Below are 20,051 nucleotides of genomic sequence, written 5' to 3'. Positions count from 1 at the left end.
AAACGCGTTGGTGCACTAGACAACTTAAGCTTAGACCATTCGAGCACTGGCTCAAACCAATGTTGGAAGAAGGAAAAAGGGTCTACAGCTACGTCGCTATTCGCGGGGACGAGGAGTATCGGGAAGGATATAGTTCCAAGCATGAAAACCTGAAGATCGTACTGCCATTTAAAGATGATGGCATTGATAAGCCAGGCGTGCATGAAATACTTGAATCATCAGGCTTAGGTCTACCCAGATACTATGATTGGCGCTCGCGTAGCGGCTGCACGTTCTGTTTTTACCAGCAGAAGATCGAGTGGGTACGCTTGAAGGAGCAACATCCAGAAGCCTTTGAAGAAGCAAAGGCCTATGAGAAAAGCGCCGTGGAGAATGGCTCACCTTTCACTTGGAGCCAAGGGGAGTCGCTTGATGAGCTGACGGAACCTGAACGCGTAAAGCAGATCAAAGAAGACTATGAGAAGCGGCTTGAACGGGCGAAAGCAAAAAGGCAGCAGAACCCCCTCCGCGATGAACCGGATAGTCTGGACATTGATGAGCTGTACGGTCAGGCGAAGGGTTGCCTTGCCTGCCATAAATAATTGATTTTCGTTAACAAAAGTGGCAGGATCGATGCCGCGCTCACAACAAAGGTGAGCGATTGGGAGGGCGAGTAGCGGACTATGACGCACACAAACAAATTCGTAGATTTCTTGCGCCATTACGGTCCGATTTCTGCAACGGACAATATGTATGACGAGCTTATCCAAACCGAGATTGATCGGAAGGGTGTTGTGCCGCCAATCCAGATAACGCCGTCCAAACTTCCAGCAATACTTGAGAACTTTCAGTCAAGCGTGCCTAGGTCAGTGGTGCTCACCGGGACCGCTGGGGACGGGAAGACCTACCACTGCCGACGCGTGTTTGAAGAATTCTCTGATAATCCGCAGGAATGGCAAAAGGGAGAAAAAATCGTTTCCCTGACACTTCCTGGGTCAGGAAAAACACTTCGGATTGTCAAGGACCTCAGTGAGCTGACGCCAACCGAAAAAAATGATCTTCTCCCCGGTTTCATGGATGCGATTGGCGATCAAAACTCTCCTAATGTTTATATGGTAGCCGCGAACGATGGGCAGTTGCTTGCGTCCTTGCGCGATTGGGCCGAGCCAAACGGTGAAGAGGCCTTCCACACATTTGTTTCGATTGAGTCCATGCTCGTGACGGACAAGACCACCCGAGATGATCTTTCGCTCGACCTCTATAATCTCTCGCGACTTGACGCCGCCCAGCATTTTCTCGCCATCATCGAACAAATTGTGGAGCATCCACAATGGGATAACTGCTCAGGTTGCGAGCTGCTTGATACCGATGGAAACACACGCTGCCCGATCCGTATCAACAGGGATAGATTGCGCGCAAAGGGCGGAGAGTCACTTTTCCAGACGCGCCTCTCTCAGCTTCTCAGTCTTGCGCGCGCCAATCGTACGCACTTGCCCATCCGCGACCTTCTGCTCCTTAGTGTAAACATTTTGCTCGGCGATCGGGTGTCATCAAGCCTGCTGACGTGCCGAAAAGCTAAGAACCGTGCCGAGGCGGACAACTACCGGATGACAAATCCATACACTAATGTTTTTGGCGCCAATCTTCCCGAGAGACAACGCCAGCAATACCAGGCATTTACGGCGCTAGAGGGCTTCGGTGTTGGACGAGAGACCGACAACAAAATCGACAACCTTCTTATCTATGGACGCTATAATAACGAAACAATCTTTGCTTCGCACATCGAGAGTGATCATTTCTACGGCGCAGATGCTTACGCCCCTTTTCTCAGAGACTATCTCGAAGGCGAGCGAGAAAACATCACTGAGTTCATGAGCGCTTTGGCCAGGCAGCGCCAGAGACTGTTTTTTACACTTCCGGATGATGGCGAGTTAAAGCCCTGGTCATTAAGTGTCTATCGCTCAGCTGATTTGTTCTTGGAGTTCGGCGGGAGACTGACTGAAAACGCCGACGTCTCTCGCATTTCTGAACTCTTGGTGCGGGGGCTCAACCGCACATTTTGCGGTATGATGATCGACGACGGCACCAAGCTCTATCTATCCTCATCCGGCGGGGATGGACGCGGGCGCATAGCATCGATCCTTGAGCACGAGCTGAGCGCGAGTCCCCAACGGCGCGATCCATACGTTCGTTTTGCACTTGCGTCTGATGACTTCACCCCCATTGTGCAGGTTATCGATCCTGCCGGAGGGCCTGAGACAGTCGTCGACCAGCTCGAACTACAACTTACACATTTTGAATACCTGATCCGCGTCGCACGAGGCAGCCTGCCCGCGAGCTTCTCCCGTCAGTGCTATGAGGACTTTTTGGATTTCAAGCTTCGGCTGATTGAGCGGCTCGACCAAATAATGGGTGCGCAGCCTGTGCAAGGGGAAGTGAGCCTTCGCGCCATCACTGTCGACCCAAGGGGGCGGCCGCAACCCGACAATATTCGCGTTCGTGTAGGTGACGCATGACTCGGCTAGATACACCAACACAGTACAAAGGCATTAAAGTCTGGGTTGACGAGGCGATTTGGGGACATCGTTTCTATAACGATCAGACCCCTTGGCTTGTTTTTCTGGAGTTCCTGTCCGTCTTTCGGTCCCGTGATCAAGTACAACACGGTCTAGCTGAGGTTAGAAATGAGGGCGCACACGAGCAATTCACTTATGATACGCCGAGGCTGATACCCTTGCGTGAGCTAATCTTTAGTAACCCCCATATCCAGCATATTGATGCAAGTGAAAAGCTGGACGGTGAGAAATGGGACGCTTGGCTTAAGCAGTTCGAGAGCAATCAAAGTTTCGCTTTTTTGCGAGGCCGATGTGGCGAGTTTTCTGAGCTCGCAAGGATTGTTGAACTCTTTCAAAACACCGCTGTCGAACCGCACAGACAACGGAGATGGACAAGCCGCTTTTTGTTCCCCTACGGCCCCTACTGCCTTTACGCCGACTTGCCAAACAATCCCAATAGTAGTCCCGATAGACGCTTTTTCGCGCGTGGCGGGGAGCTTTTGTACTTGATGCTTTCCCGCAGTGGCGAAGGTCCCGAGATCGCCAAGTTGATTGGCGAGAAGATTCTACGGAGCGATAATTCCTGGAACCGCGTCGCGAAGGCACTGCTCCCCGACGACCATCGGATCGATGCCAATTCCGTTACGGGAAGTATAGGCTATCTGCCATTTGCTCAGCGCAATGAATATAAAGAGCTTGCAAGAACATGGCGTCAGCTTCTTAGCCTTGATCTTCCAGGTAATGCAATCATCGACCCCTTGGTGCGCCTTTCTGCGCTACACATGCTAATCTACATGCTGCGTAGATCAATCGAAGAAACTGGTGATCAAGGCGAGCCCAGATTTGTACTTGAAATTCCAGCACCCAAAAAGACAACTCTATTCGAGATTTCAGCCGAGAACCTTCGCGCCAACCGCATGCTCACAAACCGCGCCGTTCGCGCGTACATAGACAGCGCGAAGAAGGACCCTGATTGGGAAAAGGCTTTGCAGAAGCGCGCGCCCGCTGACGCAGCTAGAGAGTATCTAACTGAGCGTTTTCAATGGGACCCGGAAGATGGTCCGGCCTCGGGCGATCCAGAGACGATCTTCAATGCACTGCGGAGCTACGCTGAAAAGCGTCATTCGCAACACGTTTCAAAGGTGCATTTGGAGTGGATGCGTCAGATCGGGCTTGCTGTTTCTCGCCGCGGTGTAGGGACGTGGTACGCACCCAATGATTCTCTCATCAAAGCATTGGTTATGTGTACAGTTGATGGTGAGCGAGAAGAGTATCATCGTTTTCTCGCCAAGCTTTACGACAGGTTTCGGATCGTCATCGCGGCGCCGGAAGCTGAAAAGGCTTACGGACAGCTTCCGACGGATCAGTATGCTTTTTCACAGAACGCGCAGCGTCTCGAACAACGCCTTAGGACGTTGGGCTTGCTTCGGCGCCTTTCAGATGACTGCGCATATGTCGAAAACCCGTTCAGGAGGCCATTATGACTAGGACCGAGCTAATTGCGGCCGTGGCAACTGCCTCATTGAAAGAGCAGTTGTCCGGGGAGCCTGAGGGTACACAGCGCATATGCATGTTGGGTCTCGACGCTGAAGTCGTTCGCGCGGTGGCCCAGGCCGTAATTGCAGATGGCGATATCTCGAATGAAGTCATGGTGAGAGTGGGCACCGTCTTTGATCCGAACGGAGATCTACCAGCGGAAACAAGGAGCGAAGAGTCCATCACTCATTGGCGGCATTGCCGCCTCCCAGACGACAAGCGCGCCGTCCTCTTTGCTGCCTCACAGGATGAGCTGCAAAGAAACGACAAGAGTGTCGAGAAGGTGACGCGGATTGAAACTGATAAACTCAGGCTTCGATATGCGGATTGGATGCACTGCGCGGGCCTTACAGATCGATTTCTTGATCAAAAGAAGAGAGAGCACTTAGCGGCTGCCTTGCAGGCTGCAAATGAAACACATGCAGCGCGGACGATTGAAACCTTTTCGGCTTTCGTAATGGCAATCTCGGACAACGTTATTTCCAAAGGTATGCCGTTGCAGAAAGCGGTAGATAATGCTCTGCCGGCACTAAGACTGCCGCGCAGTTCAGGCGACTTCGACAGAATCCCCGAAGACAAGCGCGGGAGGAGTGCCGAGTGGGCTAAAATTTTTCGGCGACTTCATCAGAATGTTCGGCCTCTACTCGTTCGTGAAAACGAGCGTGGAGACCCTATAGACGAACAGCTCGCAGAAAACCTGGCTGCTGTTGGAGGTCGCCTGGATCAACCCTCAATAGATATCATTCAACGGTTTTTGGAAGATGATCTTTCTGCTGATGTCTGGCGGCAAAGCCAAGAAGACGTTGCGGAGCTCGATTGGCGCTCCGTTTCAGAGGTTTTTTTGGGCCCTAGGCGCCCAGAACGACTTCCACTTGGCGAGAAAACCGTCAAGTTCTTTGATGATGAGTTTGATGACTTGCTCGAAGACGATGAGCGGACCCTTCTGCTTGCTCCATTTCCAAAGGACCCCACAGACGATCTCGCAGCGTTGTTCGACCATTACCAAGAGCACATTGCACGTGATAAAGCACTCTACGCCGCTTGGGAAAAATTTGTCTTCAATAATCCAAAGCCATACTCTGACTTCTTCGTCGGTCTAATCGAGACTCTACAAAGGCTCCGCGACCGAACAAACGATATCGAGCTAAAATCAAAAAAGCTTACTGTGCGTATTCCGCGCAGCCGTGAGAAGAGCTTTTGGCGCGGGAAGAACGCAGCTGTCGCCAGATATTTTGCGTTCCGTTTTCGCGGCATTGAACATCTATTCGGGTCTGACGTGACCTTTGACTTCGGAAAGATGCAGGATTTTTATTTCCCGAATGTGGACGCCGATCTTGCACGTAGCACATCCGGAGCCAAGGATGCTCGAAGCCTCAAGTTTGAAGTTGAACTCGACCCAGACGGCGCCAAAGCAAAGCTTCTCTTTATTTGGGAGATGTCCCCAGCCGCGCTCGCCTGCTCAATGGCAGATGATCTTGTCAGGATCGCGAACGCCCAAGGGGGCCGCGTACTTCTACCGACAGCCGATATTGCCCGGCAATCAACGAGTGCGAAGGGGCGCATACAGCGCATCGATCTGATGGAGGTAAGCACCATCCGGGATGCACTGAATGGCAGTAACGGTACCATGGTCGCACCCAATAGAGCCAGTGGCGACCGTAGCGAGGCTTTCCTCGGCGAACTCGACAAACTATCAGGGCTGATCTCGCCCGAAGGAAGCGCAGCCATTCGAGATGCCTTCGAAGCCTTCCGTGAAGGGTATGCCGAGGCGATCCGAGCGTGGGTTGGCACTGACGGTGAGGGTATCGCCGCTGACAGTCTTATAACCCAGGCTAAAAAATACGGTGATCTCCTTGAAGCGCTTATGGTTCATGCCAACAACGACCTTGCGCGAGAGACGCTTTGGAAAGAACTGCTGCGAGTAGGTGTTGCCAACGTTGGTGACGGCGCGTCGGCTGCGATTGTTCTTCCTTGGCACCCTCTGCGCCTTGCAGAAATCCACATCAAGGCTCACCAAACTGGTGAGCTTGTAAAGAGCGTGCTAGCAGCTGAAGAGAAGGACATATTCCGCGCCGACCTGCTCTTTGGGCAGAGAACCCTAGAGTTGCAGTCCGACTACTATCCGGAAGTCTGTATCGGCTTCGCCGAAGATCAAGCCATCCTGCTGTCCGTTGCTGAGTCCTCTTTCGATTACAGTTTAGCGGAACAACCCCGGCGTGGTGGCAACGGCAATGTCGAGGATGCGCTTGATGTTGAGCCTGGCGTCGCCGCCAAGGCCTTCAGCGCGGTCGGGGAACAGTTCTTGAATTTGCTTCCCCACGAGCGGACAAATTTCTCGGTTGTGCTATACAATGCGGAGTCTAAGGCGCTTCCGAGCGCGCTTGCGGCGGAGCTTTCGAGCAAAGTTGAGCAAGAGAACGAGCTTCAATGCGACCTTCTCCTGACGCATTCGCAGCCGATGCGGATGCGCAAGGTTTACGAACAGCAAAATGTCGCAGTCAGCGATGATACCGGTTCGGTAATGGCGAGTGAGGCAGCCCGGAACTTCCTTTCAAGGCTACGTGTTGGGTTTCTTGACGAAAGCGCAGTCACTGACGACGAAGACACCCGTGCGGCCGACCTTGTCGCCCTTCAAGACGTCATCGCCCGCAACGCAGAGCTACGTTGGAAGCGCGCCCCCGGAACGCAACGTCCGGACTTGATCTCCCATGTTCCCCACCGCTGGTCTCGCCGACGTCCTGTAGGAGCTGCGGATACGGCAACTTCCGTATATTTGACAGCTCCAGTGCAGCCGGAGGTAGGCCAGCGATATCTGAATGCTCTTCAGCTTTTCCTGGAAGGCGACAACGCACGTGCAGAAGATGTTATCCCCGCCCGGGAAGTGAACTTCAAAGACACCCAAATCGCCGACGTCTTCAAAAACGCTCACCGCATTGGTGAATGGGTAGTCAATTACGACGAGCTTGTCGACCGTAGGCTCTTGTCGAACAACGGTGTTCAGGTCATTCGACACATCCATGATCGTGGAGTAGACCGAAACATTACGGTATCGACGACGGCCAAACCGCGGCTACTGCATACCCTAATCAAGCAGCGCTTGGACCACATCGATCCAACCATCGTTGCAACTCACGGGATGGCCGCAGTGGACCGGCTAACCGAACAAGCCAATCAGCTCTCTGGCCATGTCGTGATGCGCGCCGCGCGGTATGGACGCTACGCAAATGAGTTGCTGGGTGTCGTCCTCTCTATGGAAGAACTGAAACGTGGCCTCGGCGAACCTACTCTTCCAACAGGATGGTATTGCCTTGACGATTTCGCTTCTTGGTTTGGACAAAAGGAAGAGCAAATTGCCGACATTATGGCGATTGCGCCACGCATCGAGGAAGGAAAGCCCGTTCTGAAGATCGCGATTTCCGAGGCGAAGTTCGTTACAGCACGCGGATACCGGTCACAGGCAAAAAAATCTGCAAAACAGCTCGAAGAAACCGTTTTGCGCCTCGGCCGGGCACTCGATCCCCAAGGGGCACGGATTGACCGTGAACTCTGGCTACATCGCATCGGTGATTTCATGATCGAAGGCATGCAGCCCTTTGATCCGGAAATACTCGGCGGATGGGACCTGCATAAATGGTCAGAGGAAGTTCGCCTCGACCACGTGCCAATTGCGCTAGCCGGTTTCTCGCACGTATTTGTTCACGATGATGATGAATATGTTGATGCAAGCGGCTCTACTCAGTTAAAGGGCGCTTCTCACTGTATTCAGCAAGTGTTTGACAAACCGCGCGTCGCTTCTCGGCTGCGTGCCTTTGCCGTTGATCAACCTCCTAAAACTGAGGTTGGCGATATTGATCCCATGAACCCTTGGGAAACGGCATTAGTTTCACGCGCCGTGAATGGTACAGTGCCTGATGAAGGCTCGATACCTCCGAACGAAAAAAAGGATACGGAGACGTCCAATCAAGAAGAGGTAAGTTCGTCGTCCACGGATACTGGCAGCGCCGATCCTGTTCAGGTCGAAACAACTGCTGATGAAAATTCAAACTCGACAGAACTGACGGGCGCCGAAATGAAAGACGAGGGCTCTGCGGCGCCCGAGATCACCAATATGCCATCCGCTGAGTTGGCATCCTGGCTCAACAGTTCCGGGACAAACGACGACGATGATGATGCGCAAAGTTGGCTTGAAGAAACAGTCATCAATCTGCAGCGGGCGCTTCGCGGCTACGATATGACTGCAGAGCTGATCGGATCACGCTTGACGCCCAACGCTGCACTTATTCGCTTTCGGGGCTCGGATGACCTCACGCTTCCCAAGGTCGAAAAGAGACGGCAGGAACTCCTGACCTCTCACGCCATAGATGTCATTAATCTCCTGGCGGCACCGATGGAGGTTATTGTCATGGTGCGGCGCCCAAAGCGTGCCATCCTTAGGTTGAGAGACCTTTGGAGACTTCGTGAGCTGCCGGAAACCGCCCCTGAAACAAACACGAGCTTGCTTATTGGCGCCAAGGAGGCTGACGGAGAGCTGCTATACCTCAATGTTGGAGAGGGATTTGCTGGCCAGCAACCTCATGGTCCGCACACGCTGATTGCAGGTGAGACCGGAAGCGGGAAAGGCGTTCTGGTACAGTCTTTACTACTCGATATCTGCGCAACAAACAGTCCTGAGAGCGCACGGATCAGAATGATCGATCCAAAGGCGGGGATTGATTTCCCGTGGCTTCGTCGGATGCCGCACCTCGATGGTGATCTCATTACCTCAAGAGAGGAGGCCATTGAGACACTTGAGGAGCTTGTTGAAGAGATGGAACGACGCAACCGTCTTCTCGCAGACGCGGGTGTGACCAAACTTGCAAATTATAATAAGAAAGTGCCGCCCAACGAACGTCTGCCAAGGATATGGGTCTTTCACGACGAACTTGCGGATTGGATGCTGATCAATGACTACCGTGATGCAGTCGAGCTCAACGCGAGCCGCCTTGGTGTGAAAGCCCGCGCTGCAGGGATCAATCTGGTCCTCATAACGCAGCGACCAGACAAGGATGCCCTCCCGATGCAGCTCCGCGCCAACTTGACCAACCGGCTTGTTCTAAAGGTTGCGGACAAACGAAACTCTGTTCTCGTACTCGACGAACCAGGGGCGGAAAGACTCTTGGGGCGTGGCCATCTCGCAGCCAAGTTATCTGGCGAAGGCGAGATCATATTGGCCCAAGTTCCCTTCGCAGATGAAGACGAGATGGCGGAGCTAGCAGATTTGATACGCAGTGCCTGGTCGCGAGAATAACACGATTGCCACAATCGAAAGGCATCAGTCCATGGACCTAAAGAGTGAAGCATACCAGCAGAACTATCAGCAGTTCCGCTCGCTAAACCAGATCATGTGGCAGATTCCAGTTCTGGCAATGACACTTACAGGCGGTTTATGGTTTGGGGTTTCGCGCATACCAGAGAACACATGGCTTGTTACTGCTTTGCTGCTCACAGCGGTAGTAGGAAATGGAGCGCTTTTCGCGGTCCTGTTTCGCTTCCGGCACGTTATGGACTGCTATCTTGCCTGGTTGCGACAAGCCGCGCCGGACGGATTCGTAGACGCGAGCGCAAACTCAACCTCCGACAGTCGGCTAGAAAGATTCTGCAATCGCGACAAAACTGTTCGCAATTTGTTCTCCTTTATGCTTTGTTGGTCCGCGTTGTGTAGCCTCGCGCTCTTAGGTGCCTTCTGGTACGAACAAACATTCCAACAGGATCCCATGACGAAGAACCTAGACGCTATAGAATTCTACGATCAGCATGCAGCAGCTCTAGCCGACAGTTACGAGGCCGTATCCTTTGAAGATGCCTATCCTTTTCTGATTTCAACGCTTCCAACGAATAGCTTGAGGATCATCGACATAGGTTCTGGCAGCGGTCGCGATGCGGCTTGGTTTGCATCCAAAGGTCATTCCGTCATCGCGGTAGAGCCTTCATCATCTATGCGAGCACTTGCAAAAGCCATTCATGAAAACGGTGGCATCGAATGGATTGATGGGCAGCTTCCTGAGTTAAGTCACCCACTTCTGTCAGAAGCTGAGTTTGATATTGCTCTGATGAGTGCTGTGTGGATGCACATTCCCCCAGAAGAAAGAGCACCTTCTTTGGCGCGACTCTATGAATTGCTTTCCGATGAAGGCGCTGCATTCGTCACATTGCGAATTGGCCCGACTGACAAAGACAGAAGCATGTATTCTGTTGATGCAACAGAGTTCGAGCAATCCGCACAAATGGCTGGTTTCTCTGTTAATTCCGAAGGCGAATTTGCAGATATTCTTGGGCGGCCAAATGTGCGGTGGCTAGCATACAGGCTGTCCAAGGGACCTTAGAACCACAACCGTAAAATAGGTACGTCAAATCTGACGCTAATTACGTTGGTCAAGTTCAGTTTTCTGAGATACGAGCTTCCAACATTCCAAGATTTTTTAAAGCGGTTTCAAACACTTGAACGTCAGCATTCTCTCTTTGGCCATCCATTGAATTCTCGTCAAAGAAATCCATCTCCATCTGTCGCTGCTCCTCGGCGATGACAGCTCGAACGACAGGCGCAATTTTCTTTGGGGCGACATCGGTTTGCCCTGACGATTGGCCATCAGCAGCCTGGCGGGCGGCCTCAACGTCGGCCTCGGATCCGCCTGGCCCGCTCGACGGCGGCGTCATCGGCATCGCGCGGACACTCAGCGGCAGTGTGCCTTGCGATCCCCCTCCCCCCAGTTCCGGAAACGGCAACTCGCCCGTCTGCGCCGCATGGATCGCCTTGAACAGCCGATCGTCAAAATATTGGATCCGCTTCGCGCGGACAGGCATTTGCGCGTCGATGACCATGACGATCTCGTCAAGCGGCAGGCGGCGCGCCTCATCCTCGGGCAGGAGGGAGCTTTCTTCAGTCCGTGTCGATTGGCTGCGGCCTTCGAAGGGGTTCTTGCCGATGGATTGAGATCGCGTGACCACGGTCTTGGTTGTTTTACCGACAGCCTTGCTCAGCTCCTCGACGGTCTTTTCATCCGAGGGCGTGAGGTAGAGCTTCACGCCCGCGTTGCCCTGCAGGGCTCGGCGGGTGTTCTCGCCATAGATTTCATCAAGGGCGGGGATGGTTTGTGTCACCACGGCCAAATGACCGCGATAGGTCCGCAGGGTCTCGATGCTTTCGACCACGATCGGCATCTTGCCCAAGCGATTGAACTCGTCGAGCATGATCATCACCGGCCACGGCTCATCCGGCCCCGGGTCCTTTTCCTGCATGGCGGAGAGGAGATCGGAGAAGAAGAGCCGGATCAGCGGCGCCAGCGGCTTCACCATCAGCGGCTGGACCACGAGATAGACCGAAAAGGGCTTTTTCCGGATCGTGCGGAAATCAAAATCCGAGACTGCCGTCGCCTCATCGATGGCAGGGTTCTGCCATTGGTCGAGCCCCGATGTCATCAGGAGCGAGACATAGGAAGTCAGAGTATCGTTGTTGGTGGACGCCAGCCGCGTGAAGATCAGCTTGGCGGCCCTGTTGTCGACTTCATGGCCCCGCGCGAAATACTCCTTCTGCTTGTTCCCGCCCGAGGCTGCGATGCGGTAGACTTCGCCCAGGGTCGGACGTTTGCGCTGGAACGCCAACAGGCCTGCTGCCACGAAGAGATCGATCCCGCCTTTAAGGAGGCCCTGCACCCGGTCATTGTCGCTTTGCAGAAAGAGCGTCGCGAGGAGTTGCAGTTCCATCTGCTGGCGCGCGGGATCTTTCAGCTCAAAGATGCGCAGGAGCGGGTTGTAGCGATGCGTGCGTTTGCCCTCCCAATCGGTGGGGGCAAAGCGATAGACCTTGTCGCCCTGCGCTGCGCGGTGCCGGGCCGTGGCCTCGAAACACTCGCCCTTCACATCGAGCGTCACGGCGGAGCCTTGCCAGGTCAGCAGGTTCGGAATGACAAAGCCCGTTGTCTTTCCGCGGCCCGTGGGCGCTACGATCAGCGCGTGGGGGAAAACCTTGGAGCAAATGTAATTGGCGCGGGAGCCCGGCGGCCCCAGCTTGCCGAGGATGAACCCGGTCCCTGGCGCCCCGAAGAAGCCATTGGCCTTCATTTCGCGCGCAGACTGCCAATGGGTCTGGCCAAAGCGTGTCAGGGCGGAGCCCGAGAGGGCGAGGCTCATCATCAGGCCGGCGGCGGCGAAGCTGCCGATGATCAGGTGAATAAGTTGCGCGTCCTCCGGGCGGCGATTGAGGATCGCCATGTAGTTCTGCGCGATATAGGCAAAGTCGATCTCGGCCCCGAAGCCGAGATCCTGGTAGGTCAGCACCGCCGAGGCGATGGTATAGCCCATGGCGGCGGTCACCAGCGTTACCAGCAAAACGCCGGTCGCGATCCGCGCCTTTCCCATGGCGCCGCTCAATGGACCTGTCCCCGCTCGGTTTCGCCATCCACGTCAGTCGCGCGGTGTTTTTCGTATTCTGCGTCGGCGAGTTCATCGACCACCTGGCGCAAGGCGTCCGTGTTGGCCGTCGCGGCATCCGATTGCAGGTAGACCTTGGCGACATAGAGCCGGTCGAGACGGTCCTCGAGAACCTTCTCCAGCGCATCGGCATCGCCGGATGTGAGGCGGCCCAATTGGCGGTCATCAAGCACCCGCGCGATCTCGCCGCGGAAAGCGTCCCGCTCCGCCTCGGTCTCGAAGGGTGCGGACAACTCCCCCGCCCGTTCATGGTCCAGGACACGCGCAATCTCGTCTGCGAGGCGGTCGGCACGGTCAGACAGCGGCGCCGTTTCATCGCGGGTGGCTAGACGTTCGTCACGCGTGCCAACCCCGAGCCCGTCGCGCATCTCGGTTTCGCGGCGGACCTGATTGATGGCCTCCGTGTCCCGGATATCGACGACGGCGGCATAGGTCGCGCCGAGCCCACGGGCGAGGTGGGAGGGCATGTCCGGATAGCGCGCGCGCAAGTCATCGGCGACAGCATCTGCAACAGGCGTGCGGAGGTCGCGCCCCTCCATGATCCGGTCGACATCGCGGGTGATCTCGCTGGCGCGGGCCACATCGGTGACGGTCTCCCTGTAGGGCTTAGACCGGTCGATCACATCGCCGGGACGGGCGAGCAGGTCCGGATGTGCCTCGAGATACGCGCGCTGCTCCGCCTCGATCCGGCGCTCTGCCTTTGAGACCACCTCCCAATCCCGGTCCTCGATCTGCTGCGCTGTCAGACCCTCGGCGCGCATCTCCTGACGGATTGTCCCTTCCATCGCCCGCACTGCGTCATCCTGATAATGGAACCGCTGGCTGACCGGTTCCGCTTCCACGACGCCATCCCGGCGCAGCACGTTTTCCCGTTCCAGAAGCGTACCGAGTTCAACGTGCACATCGTTGAGAATGTCGCGCGCCTGTTCCAGATCGGCGCGGCGCTCGAGGTTCAGATCGCGCGCCTCGGCCACCTTGGAGAGATCATCGGCGATCCACTGATGCTCGAGCGCGGCATTTGAGGCGCCGGTTTCGATCCGGGCCACCACTTCCAATGTGCTGATCCCCGTGCCCCGCAGGGCCGCGTCGATCCGCGACCGCAGTCGCGGCTCTGTGAGGCGCTCCAACTGGCTCTCTTGGATGTTTGCCTCGGAATAGACCCCGCCCTCCGAGGGCGCCTCTGACAACGTGCTCGAACGCAATCCGAGCGGCTGCATGTGCTGGACCTGCGTCTGGATCTCGATGAGGCGTTTTTCCAGCACGGGACGTTCCGCGTCGGGCTTCTCGGCGATCATGCCCTGCACCCGCGCGAGCTTCTCCGCATAGAGGCTTCTCAGATCCTCGAAGCTTTGATCCTCGGCCATATAGACATCTCCTGTTCGGTCCACCTGCCCGCCGCGCGCCAGCACCTCGCCCGCGCGGAAGAGGGCTGCCGCGATATCCTCGCGGGCTTCTCGCGAAGCCTCCGCGGCAAGCGAGTGGTAGGCAGTTCTGGTGTTGGCGATCTCCGCTAGCGTCCGCGCCAGGTCAGCCCCCACACGTTCCCGCTCGCGGGGCGCGCGCCCCTCGTCTTTCGCGGCATAGACCTCACGGGTGCGGGCGGGGTAATGGACAACCCCGCGATCCACCCGGCGCGTGGCCTCCAGGCGCACGCCGTACTTCTCCGCCTCCTCGACCATGGCGAGACGGAAATCGTCATAGTTGAAGCGGTGGTTGCGCCCCAGAAAGAAGAACTCGCCTTCTTGCGAGCGGCGGTTCAGCACCAGGTGCGCGTGCGGGTGATCGCGGTCCTCATGCACCGCGATGATGTAGTCGAAATGCCCCGCGTCGGTCTGGAAGAACCGCTCTGCCACATCCGTCGCGATGTCGCGCACATCCTCGCCGCGCATGCCGATGGGGAAGGACATGAGCATGTGGGTGGTCTGACCAAGCTTGGGTTTGAAGCCCGCATCCCACCGCTTGGAAAAGCGCTCGGTGAGGTCCTTGATGTCCTTCGCCTCGAGCTTCGCCTTGCCATCGAGGAACCCGCTACTGTCCACGATATGGGTGGACTTGGTGGAGAGGTAATCGAGCTGATTCATCAGCTGCGATTTGGTATGCGTGCCGCCGCCCCGGATCGCCTTGAAGACGGCTGGCCTATGCCCCGCTGCCGCGCGCACAAGCTGGGTCTGCTTGGCCACATGCAGGCCCTGCATCGAGCCGCGGATGCGGCTCCAGCCGTCCCGGAAGACCTCGCCGGTGACCGCGTCGACAGCATCATTCAGCCGCATGGGCAAACTCCCTCAGCGCGGTTGTGGCCTCGAGCTGCATCGCGTCCCGACGGCGGCGCAGGAGCAGGTCGATCTCGTCAGCACTGTCCAGGATGAACCGCGCCAGCCCGCGCATCTGCGCAAGGCGCAATTCGGAGAACTCGGCACTCGTGCCCCCCAAGGCCCCCTGCCCCTGCCGGTTGGCCTTCGTCATCTGCTTGGCGATCTGCGCGACCCCATTGCCGACCTCGTGCAGAGAGGCGCGGTAACGCGCCATTTCGGCCGCCATCTGCACGTCCGGAACGAACACACCGCCTGCCGCTTGAATAAGCCGCCGCAGCCCCTCGGCACGGCTCTCGATCCCCGCCTTCGCCAGCACCGCGTCGAGCGCCGCCAACTCCGCAGCCGTGACCTTCACACTGACCGCTGAGACCGGAATTGCGGCATCCGTCTGGCGCTCGGCATCGGCTTTGAGCGTGTACTGGATCGCCCGCACCGACACGCCAAACCGTTCAGCAAGCTCAGACGTCGACACACCTTCTGCAGCCTCGCGAACGATCTCCATGCGGTCCCTATCTGTGAGACGTTTTGAGCGCGACATGCGAAGAAAGACCCCCTATTTCCTGCCACCTTCCACCAAGGCTGCCCCCACCTTACGATAATATACCTAGCTGTCAATGATATACTTACGTCGCATTCAGGCTCACGCAGCCTTGGTGTCCGCTTCGCGCCGCGGCCCGCAGGAACGCGGCTCTGCCGCCTTCACCATCGGGCGACCCACCTGTCCAATGGGTCCCCTTCCCCAGCACCGCCCGAGGGTCTGGCCGAACACGCATGTGTTCGGACGGAATCGCGGGCGGGCGCAAACCCCACCGACAGGGCGGACAGGCAGGGTCAAGGAGGGCCAGATTTGGCTCCGCCAAATCTCTGCCGCAAAAACCGGGAGGCCCTGGCCTTCCTGTTTTTGTGGATGGCCCCCTTGAGGCTGACTGGCCGGTCTGTCGCGACCTGACCCTTCCGGTCGGCGATCGTCCGTTGCGCGCGCAGCGACCGGCACCAAGAGGAGGTCACCTCGGGCGAACTGACCGCCGGACACGGCATCCCTGGAACAGGGATCGGGCCGCCCCAAGATCGTCCTGGGGCGGCCCATCCTCGCCAGAGGATTTAGTTCTGGGGATCCTTCGCGCTCGGCGGGAACATCACCAGCTCCGAGACCGCGACCGGGAAGTCGAGCTTGAGGCTGAAGAACTCCGATCCATCCCCGTTGCGGGTGTTGCGGAACATCGTGCCCACGCGCTGAAAACGGGTGCGTTCCTGGCCATCGGTATCGGTGAACTTGACGGGGACGGTGGCGACGTAGTGGTTGGTCATTTGGGTTACTCCTTGTTGCGATGGGGATCTGCCAGCACGGGGGCAAGAGGCCCGGTCGCAAGTGCAAATGCGGAGGGTCCGCGGCCCCGCCGTGGAAGCCGTATTTGTGCTTGCCGAAGCGCAAGCGCAGGGCACGATTGGGCCGACCCCGTGCGATCCACATGCATAGCAAAAAGGAGAGACCCGGATGACCTCTGGCATCACGCCGACGCCACCGTCCGCGTCCTCGTTTCGCCAAGTCTGGCCAGGGCGCTGACAAAGCCCCCTCGCATGGGTGCGATGTTCCGCAACACCACCCGAGGGACGCGCAAGTCTTCTGCCTCACGTGCGACGTCTTCCGCCCCCGCGTGGTACGTTGCTGATGATGTGCCTGAGGTGCGCTCAGCCCCCGCCTGAACCGAGACGGATGGATCGCGCTCGGACGGACCGGGTAGAGGGAATGCCATTGCTGGCCACCGGCGCATGTCGATCACGCATGACCGAGCGCGCAAGCGCCATGAGACATGACGAAAGGGCCGCGCCAAGCGCGACCCCCTCTCTTCAATCCTGCGACGTATTCTTCGCCGGGTCCGCAACCCGCATGACCGTCAGGCCTTTCGCTTCCGCCTTCTGCCCGAGGTTCAGCGCGACCCCGTTGCCTCCGAAGAGCACGACGCCTGTCGCAGCGAACTTGTCGTCCAGCATCTCGTCGTTGCACTTGAACGGTGCCGCCCGCCCGTGCGCGGACCAGCGCGGATCGAAGCGCGCTTGTGCGACCCCGCGTGCCCGGGCCCACCGGGCCGCAATCATCTCCGCCCCGTGCTTGCCACCCTTGTGGCAGAGGAAGATCTCCTGATTGCGGTTCTGCTTGATCCGGTCGCGAACCTTGTCGAGCGTGTTGAAGATCACATCGACATCGGTCCAGTCGGTGGCGCCCGAGACGATCAGGGGAACCCCCTCGACTTTCGACTTCTCCGCGGTTTCACGATCATGCTGCTCGAGGAGCTGCCGGGCCTCGAAGACCGCCCCGGTCTCTTGCGCCCGGACGCTCGCCCGCGACCCGGCCGCCGGGATGAAGGCGTGGCCCGTTTCGATCTCGTAGCATTCCGCCGCCGCCTCGCTCATCACCTCGATGGCGCTGACAATCTCGCGCAGCTGCAGGAAGCGCGCCTGCGCCTCTTCGAGCGCGGTCTCGGCGATCTCCGATCCGTCGTGGGATTTTGCCAGCGCGCCGATCTTGTCCGCGGTGCGGTCGACCTCCTTGCCGAGTGCCACCTTGCGGCGCTGCAGGATCGTCGCGAGCCCATGGGCCAGCGGTTCGATTTCTGCTTCAAGGCCGGTCCCGCGCAGCGGACCGAGCAGAGCCTCGAAGCTCTCGCGGATGATGCAGTCCTGAAGAATGTGGTCTTCCGGGATCGGCAGCTGTGCGTCCTTCTCGGTCAGCCCGAAAAGTTCGATGGTCTCGTAGGTGTTTGCGTTGTCGTAAGCCATGTTTGGTCTCCAGTGTTCGGTTCCAAGGCCACCACGTGAGTGTGGGGGCATGGCCGAATGCCTGGTTTCCGAATCTGCCCGGGTCAGGGACGGCGCAGCCGCCGGCTTGCCGGGCGCAAAAGTTTTCCGCGCAGGGCACCCGACACATGCGCGCCCTCCCGCACGGGACCGCCCCGCGCCACAGGCCCCGCTCTCGCCGAAAAGTTTTGCGATCCTTGACGCGGGCTGATTTGGGGGCCATCCGGAGGATATGCTTCCACGCTCATGTGTGTGTGTTTTGACGGTAGGTTTGCCCGACACGAGCAGGCAAACGGCCCGACCGGACGCGGGAGACGGATGGAGTGTCGGGATCGTTTTGCTCCGCAAAACAGACCAGAGCGCAATCCGGCGGAGCGGCCGGGGAGGGACGTGCTCGCGAGGCGGGCAAACCGGGATGCCAAGCGCAACGCCGCGGTGAGGCCGCATGGCCGAATGCGCGACGGACCGAAGGGCCGTTCTCCCCTGCGACACGCGAAGCCGAGCGGGGGAGGCCGCAAGGCTAAAGCGAAGAAGAGCTTCGCAACAATTTCCTTCCAGCAAGCCGAATAAACAAGCTAGTATCTCGCAAGGCGCCTATTGATTTCCCTAATGGGAAGTCTGCATCTCGGATGATCACGAACCGCTTCGAGACCAGATTTCAGGAGGTCGGTCGAACAAACCTCGTGACGTTCCATCTCGTCGAAGACCCACAGGACGCCGTGCATCGCGATTTCTTGGCGCTCTGCCTCAACCCTGAGCGCACCGTCTCCGGTAAGGAGAACCCAGCCCCTCTCAGCCGCGAGGCAAAATGCAAAGACATCTGGCGTCGATAGCATAGCTTTCGCCCGCTTCAGCTCAGTCGCGCGTATAGTTTCTTCTGGCGTAAGTTCCTCCACTCTCAGTCCCAGATCGATCAGATCAGGGCCCATCCACTCAAGGAGTTCCGCTTCATAAAGAATATCTGGAACAACGAAATCATAGGGGAGGTCAAAGAGCCTCGCGGTCAGCGAGGCTCTCTCGATGTCGATCAGGACAGAAGTATCAGAAACAAGAACTTGCACACAGCGACTATGCCATGTGGTCCAAACGTTCTTCCAGTTCTTTTACTCGTATTTCGAGAAGCTCAGCTGCGCGAGACAACCCAATCAACCCCTCGGAGAGGGCACGAAAACACAACCTTTGAAAACGGTCCGGTTCTTCTCGTTCCCAAGGAATGGAATTCGGCTCCTCGAACGGCTCATCCCGCCAACCTCGTTGCTTATAGACCTTAAAGAGGCGCGCAAATGTTGCCTGGTTGATGATCTCCAAATCCTTGCATCGATACGTCAGCGCCTGAATGCTAACGCCAAACCGATCCTTCAGACTAACGAGCTCACCAATGCTTATGTCAGTTCTGCGGGCACCAATCTCCTGCCGAAGCACTTCTGCCGGAACGAGGAATGCGCCAGCAAATCGATTTGCGGCGCGTTCTGAATCGCACCCTTCGGCGACCCTAAGAACCATGTGGCCCAGTTCGTGAGCCAAACTGAAGCGCTTCCGCTCAGACCAGGTCTTCTTCTTGATCATGATAACACGTGCGGAGTGATGCTCTTTTCGACGGACTTTGGCCGCAAGGCCATCAATCCGATCAACGTCCAGAGACAACACCTTTATGCCGTGCTCCTCGAGGAGTTCGGCAAGCATTGGAATCGGGTCATGACCAAGCTGCCAAGAAGCACGCATGTTGCGAGCCGCGTCCTCGGCATCACGAACATCGGTCACCCAGTAGGGCGCTTCGTGCGGGGCATCCCATTCCTGACTCGAAAGATTCAGCAAGCTTTCGACAGCCAGGTACTTTTCAACCATATTGAGCGTCTTGGCTTCGATCGTCGCGATCTCCTTGGCTGACGAGCTGGCTGACTTGCGAAACTCAACGCCCTCCAACTCAAGCTCGTCATCGCTCAGCAGGAAATCAACAGAGACCTCGAGTGCTCGGGCAAGACTCAGCAGCACGCCCGATCCGGGCATGTCTTCATTGCGCTCGTACTTGCCTATGGCTTGAGCGGACACCTTGTTCTCCATGGCATCGGAAAGCGCACGGAGCGAAAGGCCAGATGCCGTCCGGGCTCCTTTGAGTCTCTTGCCAATCATAACGTCCTCCCAGTGGGTGGTTTACACTTCACCCATATGATTGATATTTTGTAAACTACAACGCTTGAAAGCGCGGCTTTTTGTCCCTACTTTGTAACACGAGGCCAAATGGAAGGCAAATTTGTAAACCGCCCAATCGCCCCAAGAGGCGCTAGACAGGCAACGAAGCGAGGAAGCAGCCATGAACATACCGTTTACGGGCGAGCTGACACCAAGGTTTCAGAGCATCGTAGGACTGCCTGATAATGGGCTGGTTGATCCAGTCTTGGAAAAGCTA

The 20,051-nt window shown here is 57.2% G+C and carries 13 protein-coding genes; 5 read left to right on the top strand and 8 right to left on the bottom strand.

The annotated features are described in order from the left end of the window. From AC2FLU_RS02135 to AC2FLU_RS02115, 5 genes are all read left to right on the top strand, one after another. A partial coding sequence (locus AC2FLU_RS02135; protein WP_496811820.1) for a hypothetical protein occupies positions 1–581 on the top strand: 581 nt, incomplete at its 5' end. 81 nt (positions 582–662) lie between these two features. Beyond that, a complete protein-coding gene (locus tag AC2FLU_RS02130) occupies positions 663–2,495 on the top strand; it encodes a hypothetical protein (protein ID WP_496811819.1) in 1,833 nt (610 codons plus the stop codon). Further along, the gene (locus tag AC2FLU_RS02125; protein WP_496811818.1) at positions 2,492–4,018 is read left to right on the top strand and encodes a hypothetical protein; all 1,527 of its coding nucleotides are present in this window, start codon (positions 2,492–2,494) and stop codon (positions 4,016–4,018) included. The genes AC2FLU_RS02130 and AC2FLU_RS02125 overlap by 4 nt, the downstream gene beginning before the upstream one ends. Next, positions 4,015–9,357 (top strand): FtsK/SpoIIIE domain-containing protein, encoded by a 5,343-nt coding sequence (locus AC2FLU_RS02120; RefSeq protein ID WP_496811817.1) that lies wholly within the window; start codon positions 4,015–4,017, stop codon positions 9,355–9,357. The genes AC2FLU_RS02125 and AC2FLU_RS02120 overlap by 4 nt, the downstream gene beginning before the upstream one ends. A 31-nt stretch (positions 9,358–9,388) precedes the next feature. Continuing rightward, positions 9,389–10,432, top strand: a complete 1,044-nt coding sequence (locus tag AC2FLU_RS02115) for a class I SAM-dependent methyltransferase (protein WP_496811816.1) — start codon at positions 9,389–9,391, stop codon at positions 10,430–10,432. 55 nt (positions 10,433–10,487) lie between these two features. Here the strand turns inward: AC2FLU_RS02115 and AC2FLU_RS02110 are convergent, their stop codons facing one another. The 8 genes from AC2FLU_RS02110 to AC2FLU_RS02075 form a co-directional block, all read right to left on the bottom strand. Then, entirely contained in the window at positions 10,488–12,464 is a 1,977-nt protein-coding gene (locus AC2FLU_RS02110) for a type IV secretory system conjugative DNA transfer family protein (RefSeq protein WP_496811822.1), read from the bottom strand. A gap of 8 nt (positions 12,465–12,472) precedes the next feature. Further along, positions 12,473–14,806, bottom strand: a complete 2,334-nt coding sequence (locus AC2FLU_RS02105) for a relaxase/mobilization nuclease domain-containing protein (protein WP_496811815.1) — start codon at positions 14,804–14,806, stop codon at positions 12,473–12,475. Further along, complete coding sequence (locus AC2FLU_RS02100) at positions 14,793–15,386, bottom strand: helix-turn-helix domain-containing protein (protein ID WP_496811814.1); 594 nt, start codon at positions 15,384–15,386, stop codon at positions 14,793–14,795. Before AC2FLU_RS02100 ends, AC2FLU_RS02105 begins: the two co-directional genes overlap by 14 nt. 563 nt (positions 15,387–15,949) lie before the next feature. Beyond that, positions 15,950–16,156: a hypothetical protein gene (locus tag AC2FLU_RS02095; protein WP_496811813.1), complete on the bottom strand. Its 207-nt coding sequence runs from the start codon at positions 16,154–16,156 to the stop codon at positions 15,950–15,952. Between the two features lie 200 nt (positions 16,157–16,356). Then, positions 16,357–16,602 (bottom strand): hypothetical protein, encoded by a 246-nt coding sequence (locus tag AC2FLU_RS02090; protein WP_496811812.1) that lies wholly within the window; start codon positions 16,600–16,602, stop codon positions 16,357–16,359. A 94-nt stretch (positions 16,603–16,696) separates the two neighbouring features. After that, complete coding sequence (locus AC2FLU_RS02085; RefSeq protein ID WP_496811811.1) at positions 16,697–17,626, bottom strand: DUF2493 domain-containing protein; 930 nt, start codon at positions 17,624–17,626, stop codon at positions 16,697–16,699. 593 nt (positions 17,627–18,219) lie between these two features. Then, on the bottom strand, positions 18,220–18,705 hold the full coding sequence (locus tag AC2FLU_RS02080) for a PIN domain-containing protein (RefSeq protein ID WP_496811810.1): 486 nt from the start codon (positions 18,703–18,705) through the stop codon (positions 18,220–18,222). A gap of 7 nt (positions 18,706–18,712) precedes the next feature. After that, positions 18,713–19,774 carry a helix-turn-helix domain-containing protein gene (locus tag AC2FLU_RS02075; protein WP_496811809.1) on the bottom strand — a complete coding sequence of 354 codons (1,062 nt, stop codon included), beginning with the start codon at positions 19,772–19,774 and terminating at the stop codon, positions 18,713–18,715. Positions 19,775–20,051: the final 277 nt, after the last annotated feature.

Source organism: Ruegeria sp. SAZD013, assembly GCF_059612525.1.
Note: the sequence above shows the minus strand (reverse complement) of the source record. Positions and strands in the feature narration are given on the sequence as shown.

Excerpts from the sequence above, each read along its gene's own strand:
- AC2FLU_RS02130 (WP_496811819.1), top strand. The coding sequence starts at position 663 with ATGACGCACACAAACAAATTCGTAGATTTCTTGCGCCATTACGGTCCG.
- AC2FLU_RS02125 (WP_496811818.1), top strand. The coding sequence starts at position 2,492 with ATGACTCGGCTAGATACACCAACACAGTACAAAGGCATTAAAGTCTGG.
- AC2FLU_RS02120 (WP_496811817.1), top strand. The coding sequence starts at position 4,015 with ATGACTAGGACCGAGCTAATTGCGGCCGTGGCAACTGCCTCATTGAAA.
- AC2FLU_RS02115 (WP_496811816.1), top strand. The coding sequence starts at position 9,389 with ATGGACCTAAAGAGTGAAGCATACCAGCAGAACTATCAGCAGTTCCGC.
- AC2FLU_RS02110 (WP_496811822.1), bottom strand. The coding sequence starts at position 12,464 with ATGGGAAAGGCGCGGATCGCGACCGGCGTTTTGCTGGTAACGCTGGTG.
- AC2FLU_RS02105 (WP_496811815.1), bottom strand. The coding sequence starts at position 14,806 with ATGCGGCTGAATGATGCTGTCGACGCGGTCACCGGCGAGGTCTTCCGG.
- AC2FLU_RS02100 (WP_496811814.1), bottom strand. The coding sequence starts at position 15,386 with ATGTCGCGCTCAAAACGTCTCACAGATAGGGACCGCATGGAGATCGTT.
- AC2FLU_RS02095 (WP_496811813.1), bottom strand. The coding sequence starts at position 16,156 with ATGACCAACCACTACGTCGCCACCGTCCCCGTCAAGTTCACCGATACC.
- AC2FLU_RS02090 (WP_496811812.1), bottom strand. The coding sequence starts at position 16,602 with ATGGCATTCCCTCTACCCGGTCCGTCCGAGCGCGATCCATCCGTCTCG.
- AC2FLU_RS02085 (WP_496811811.1), bottom strand. The coding sequence starts at position 17,626 with ATGGCTTACGACAACGCAAACACCTACGAGACCATCGAACTTTTCGGG.
- AC2FLU_RS02075 (WP_496811809.1), bottom strand. The coding sequence starts at position 19,774 with ATGATTGGCAAGAGACTCAAAGGAGCCCGGACGGCATCTGGCCTTTCG.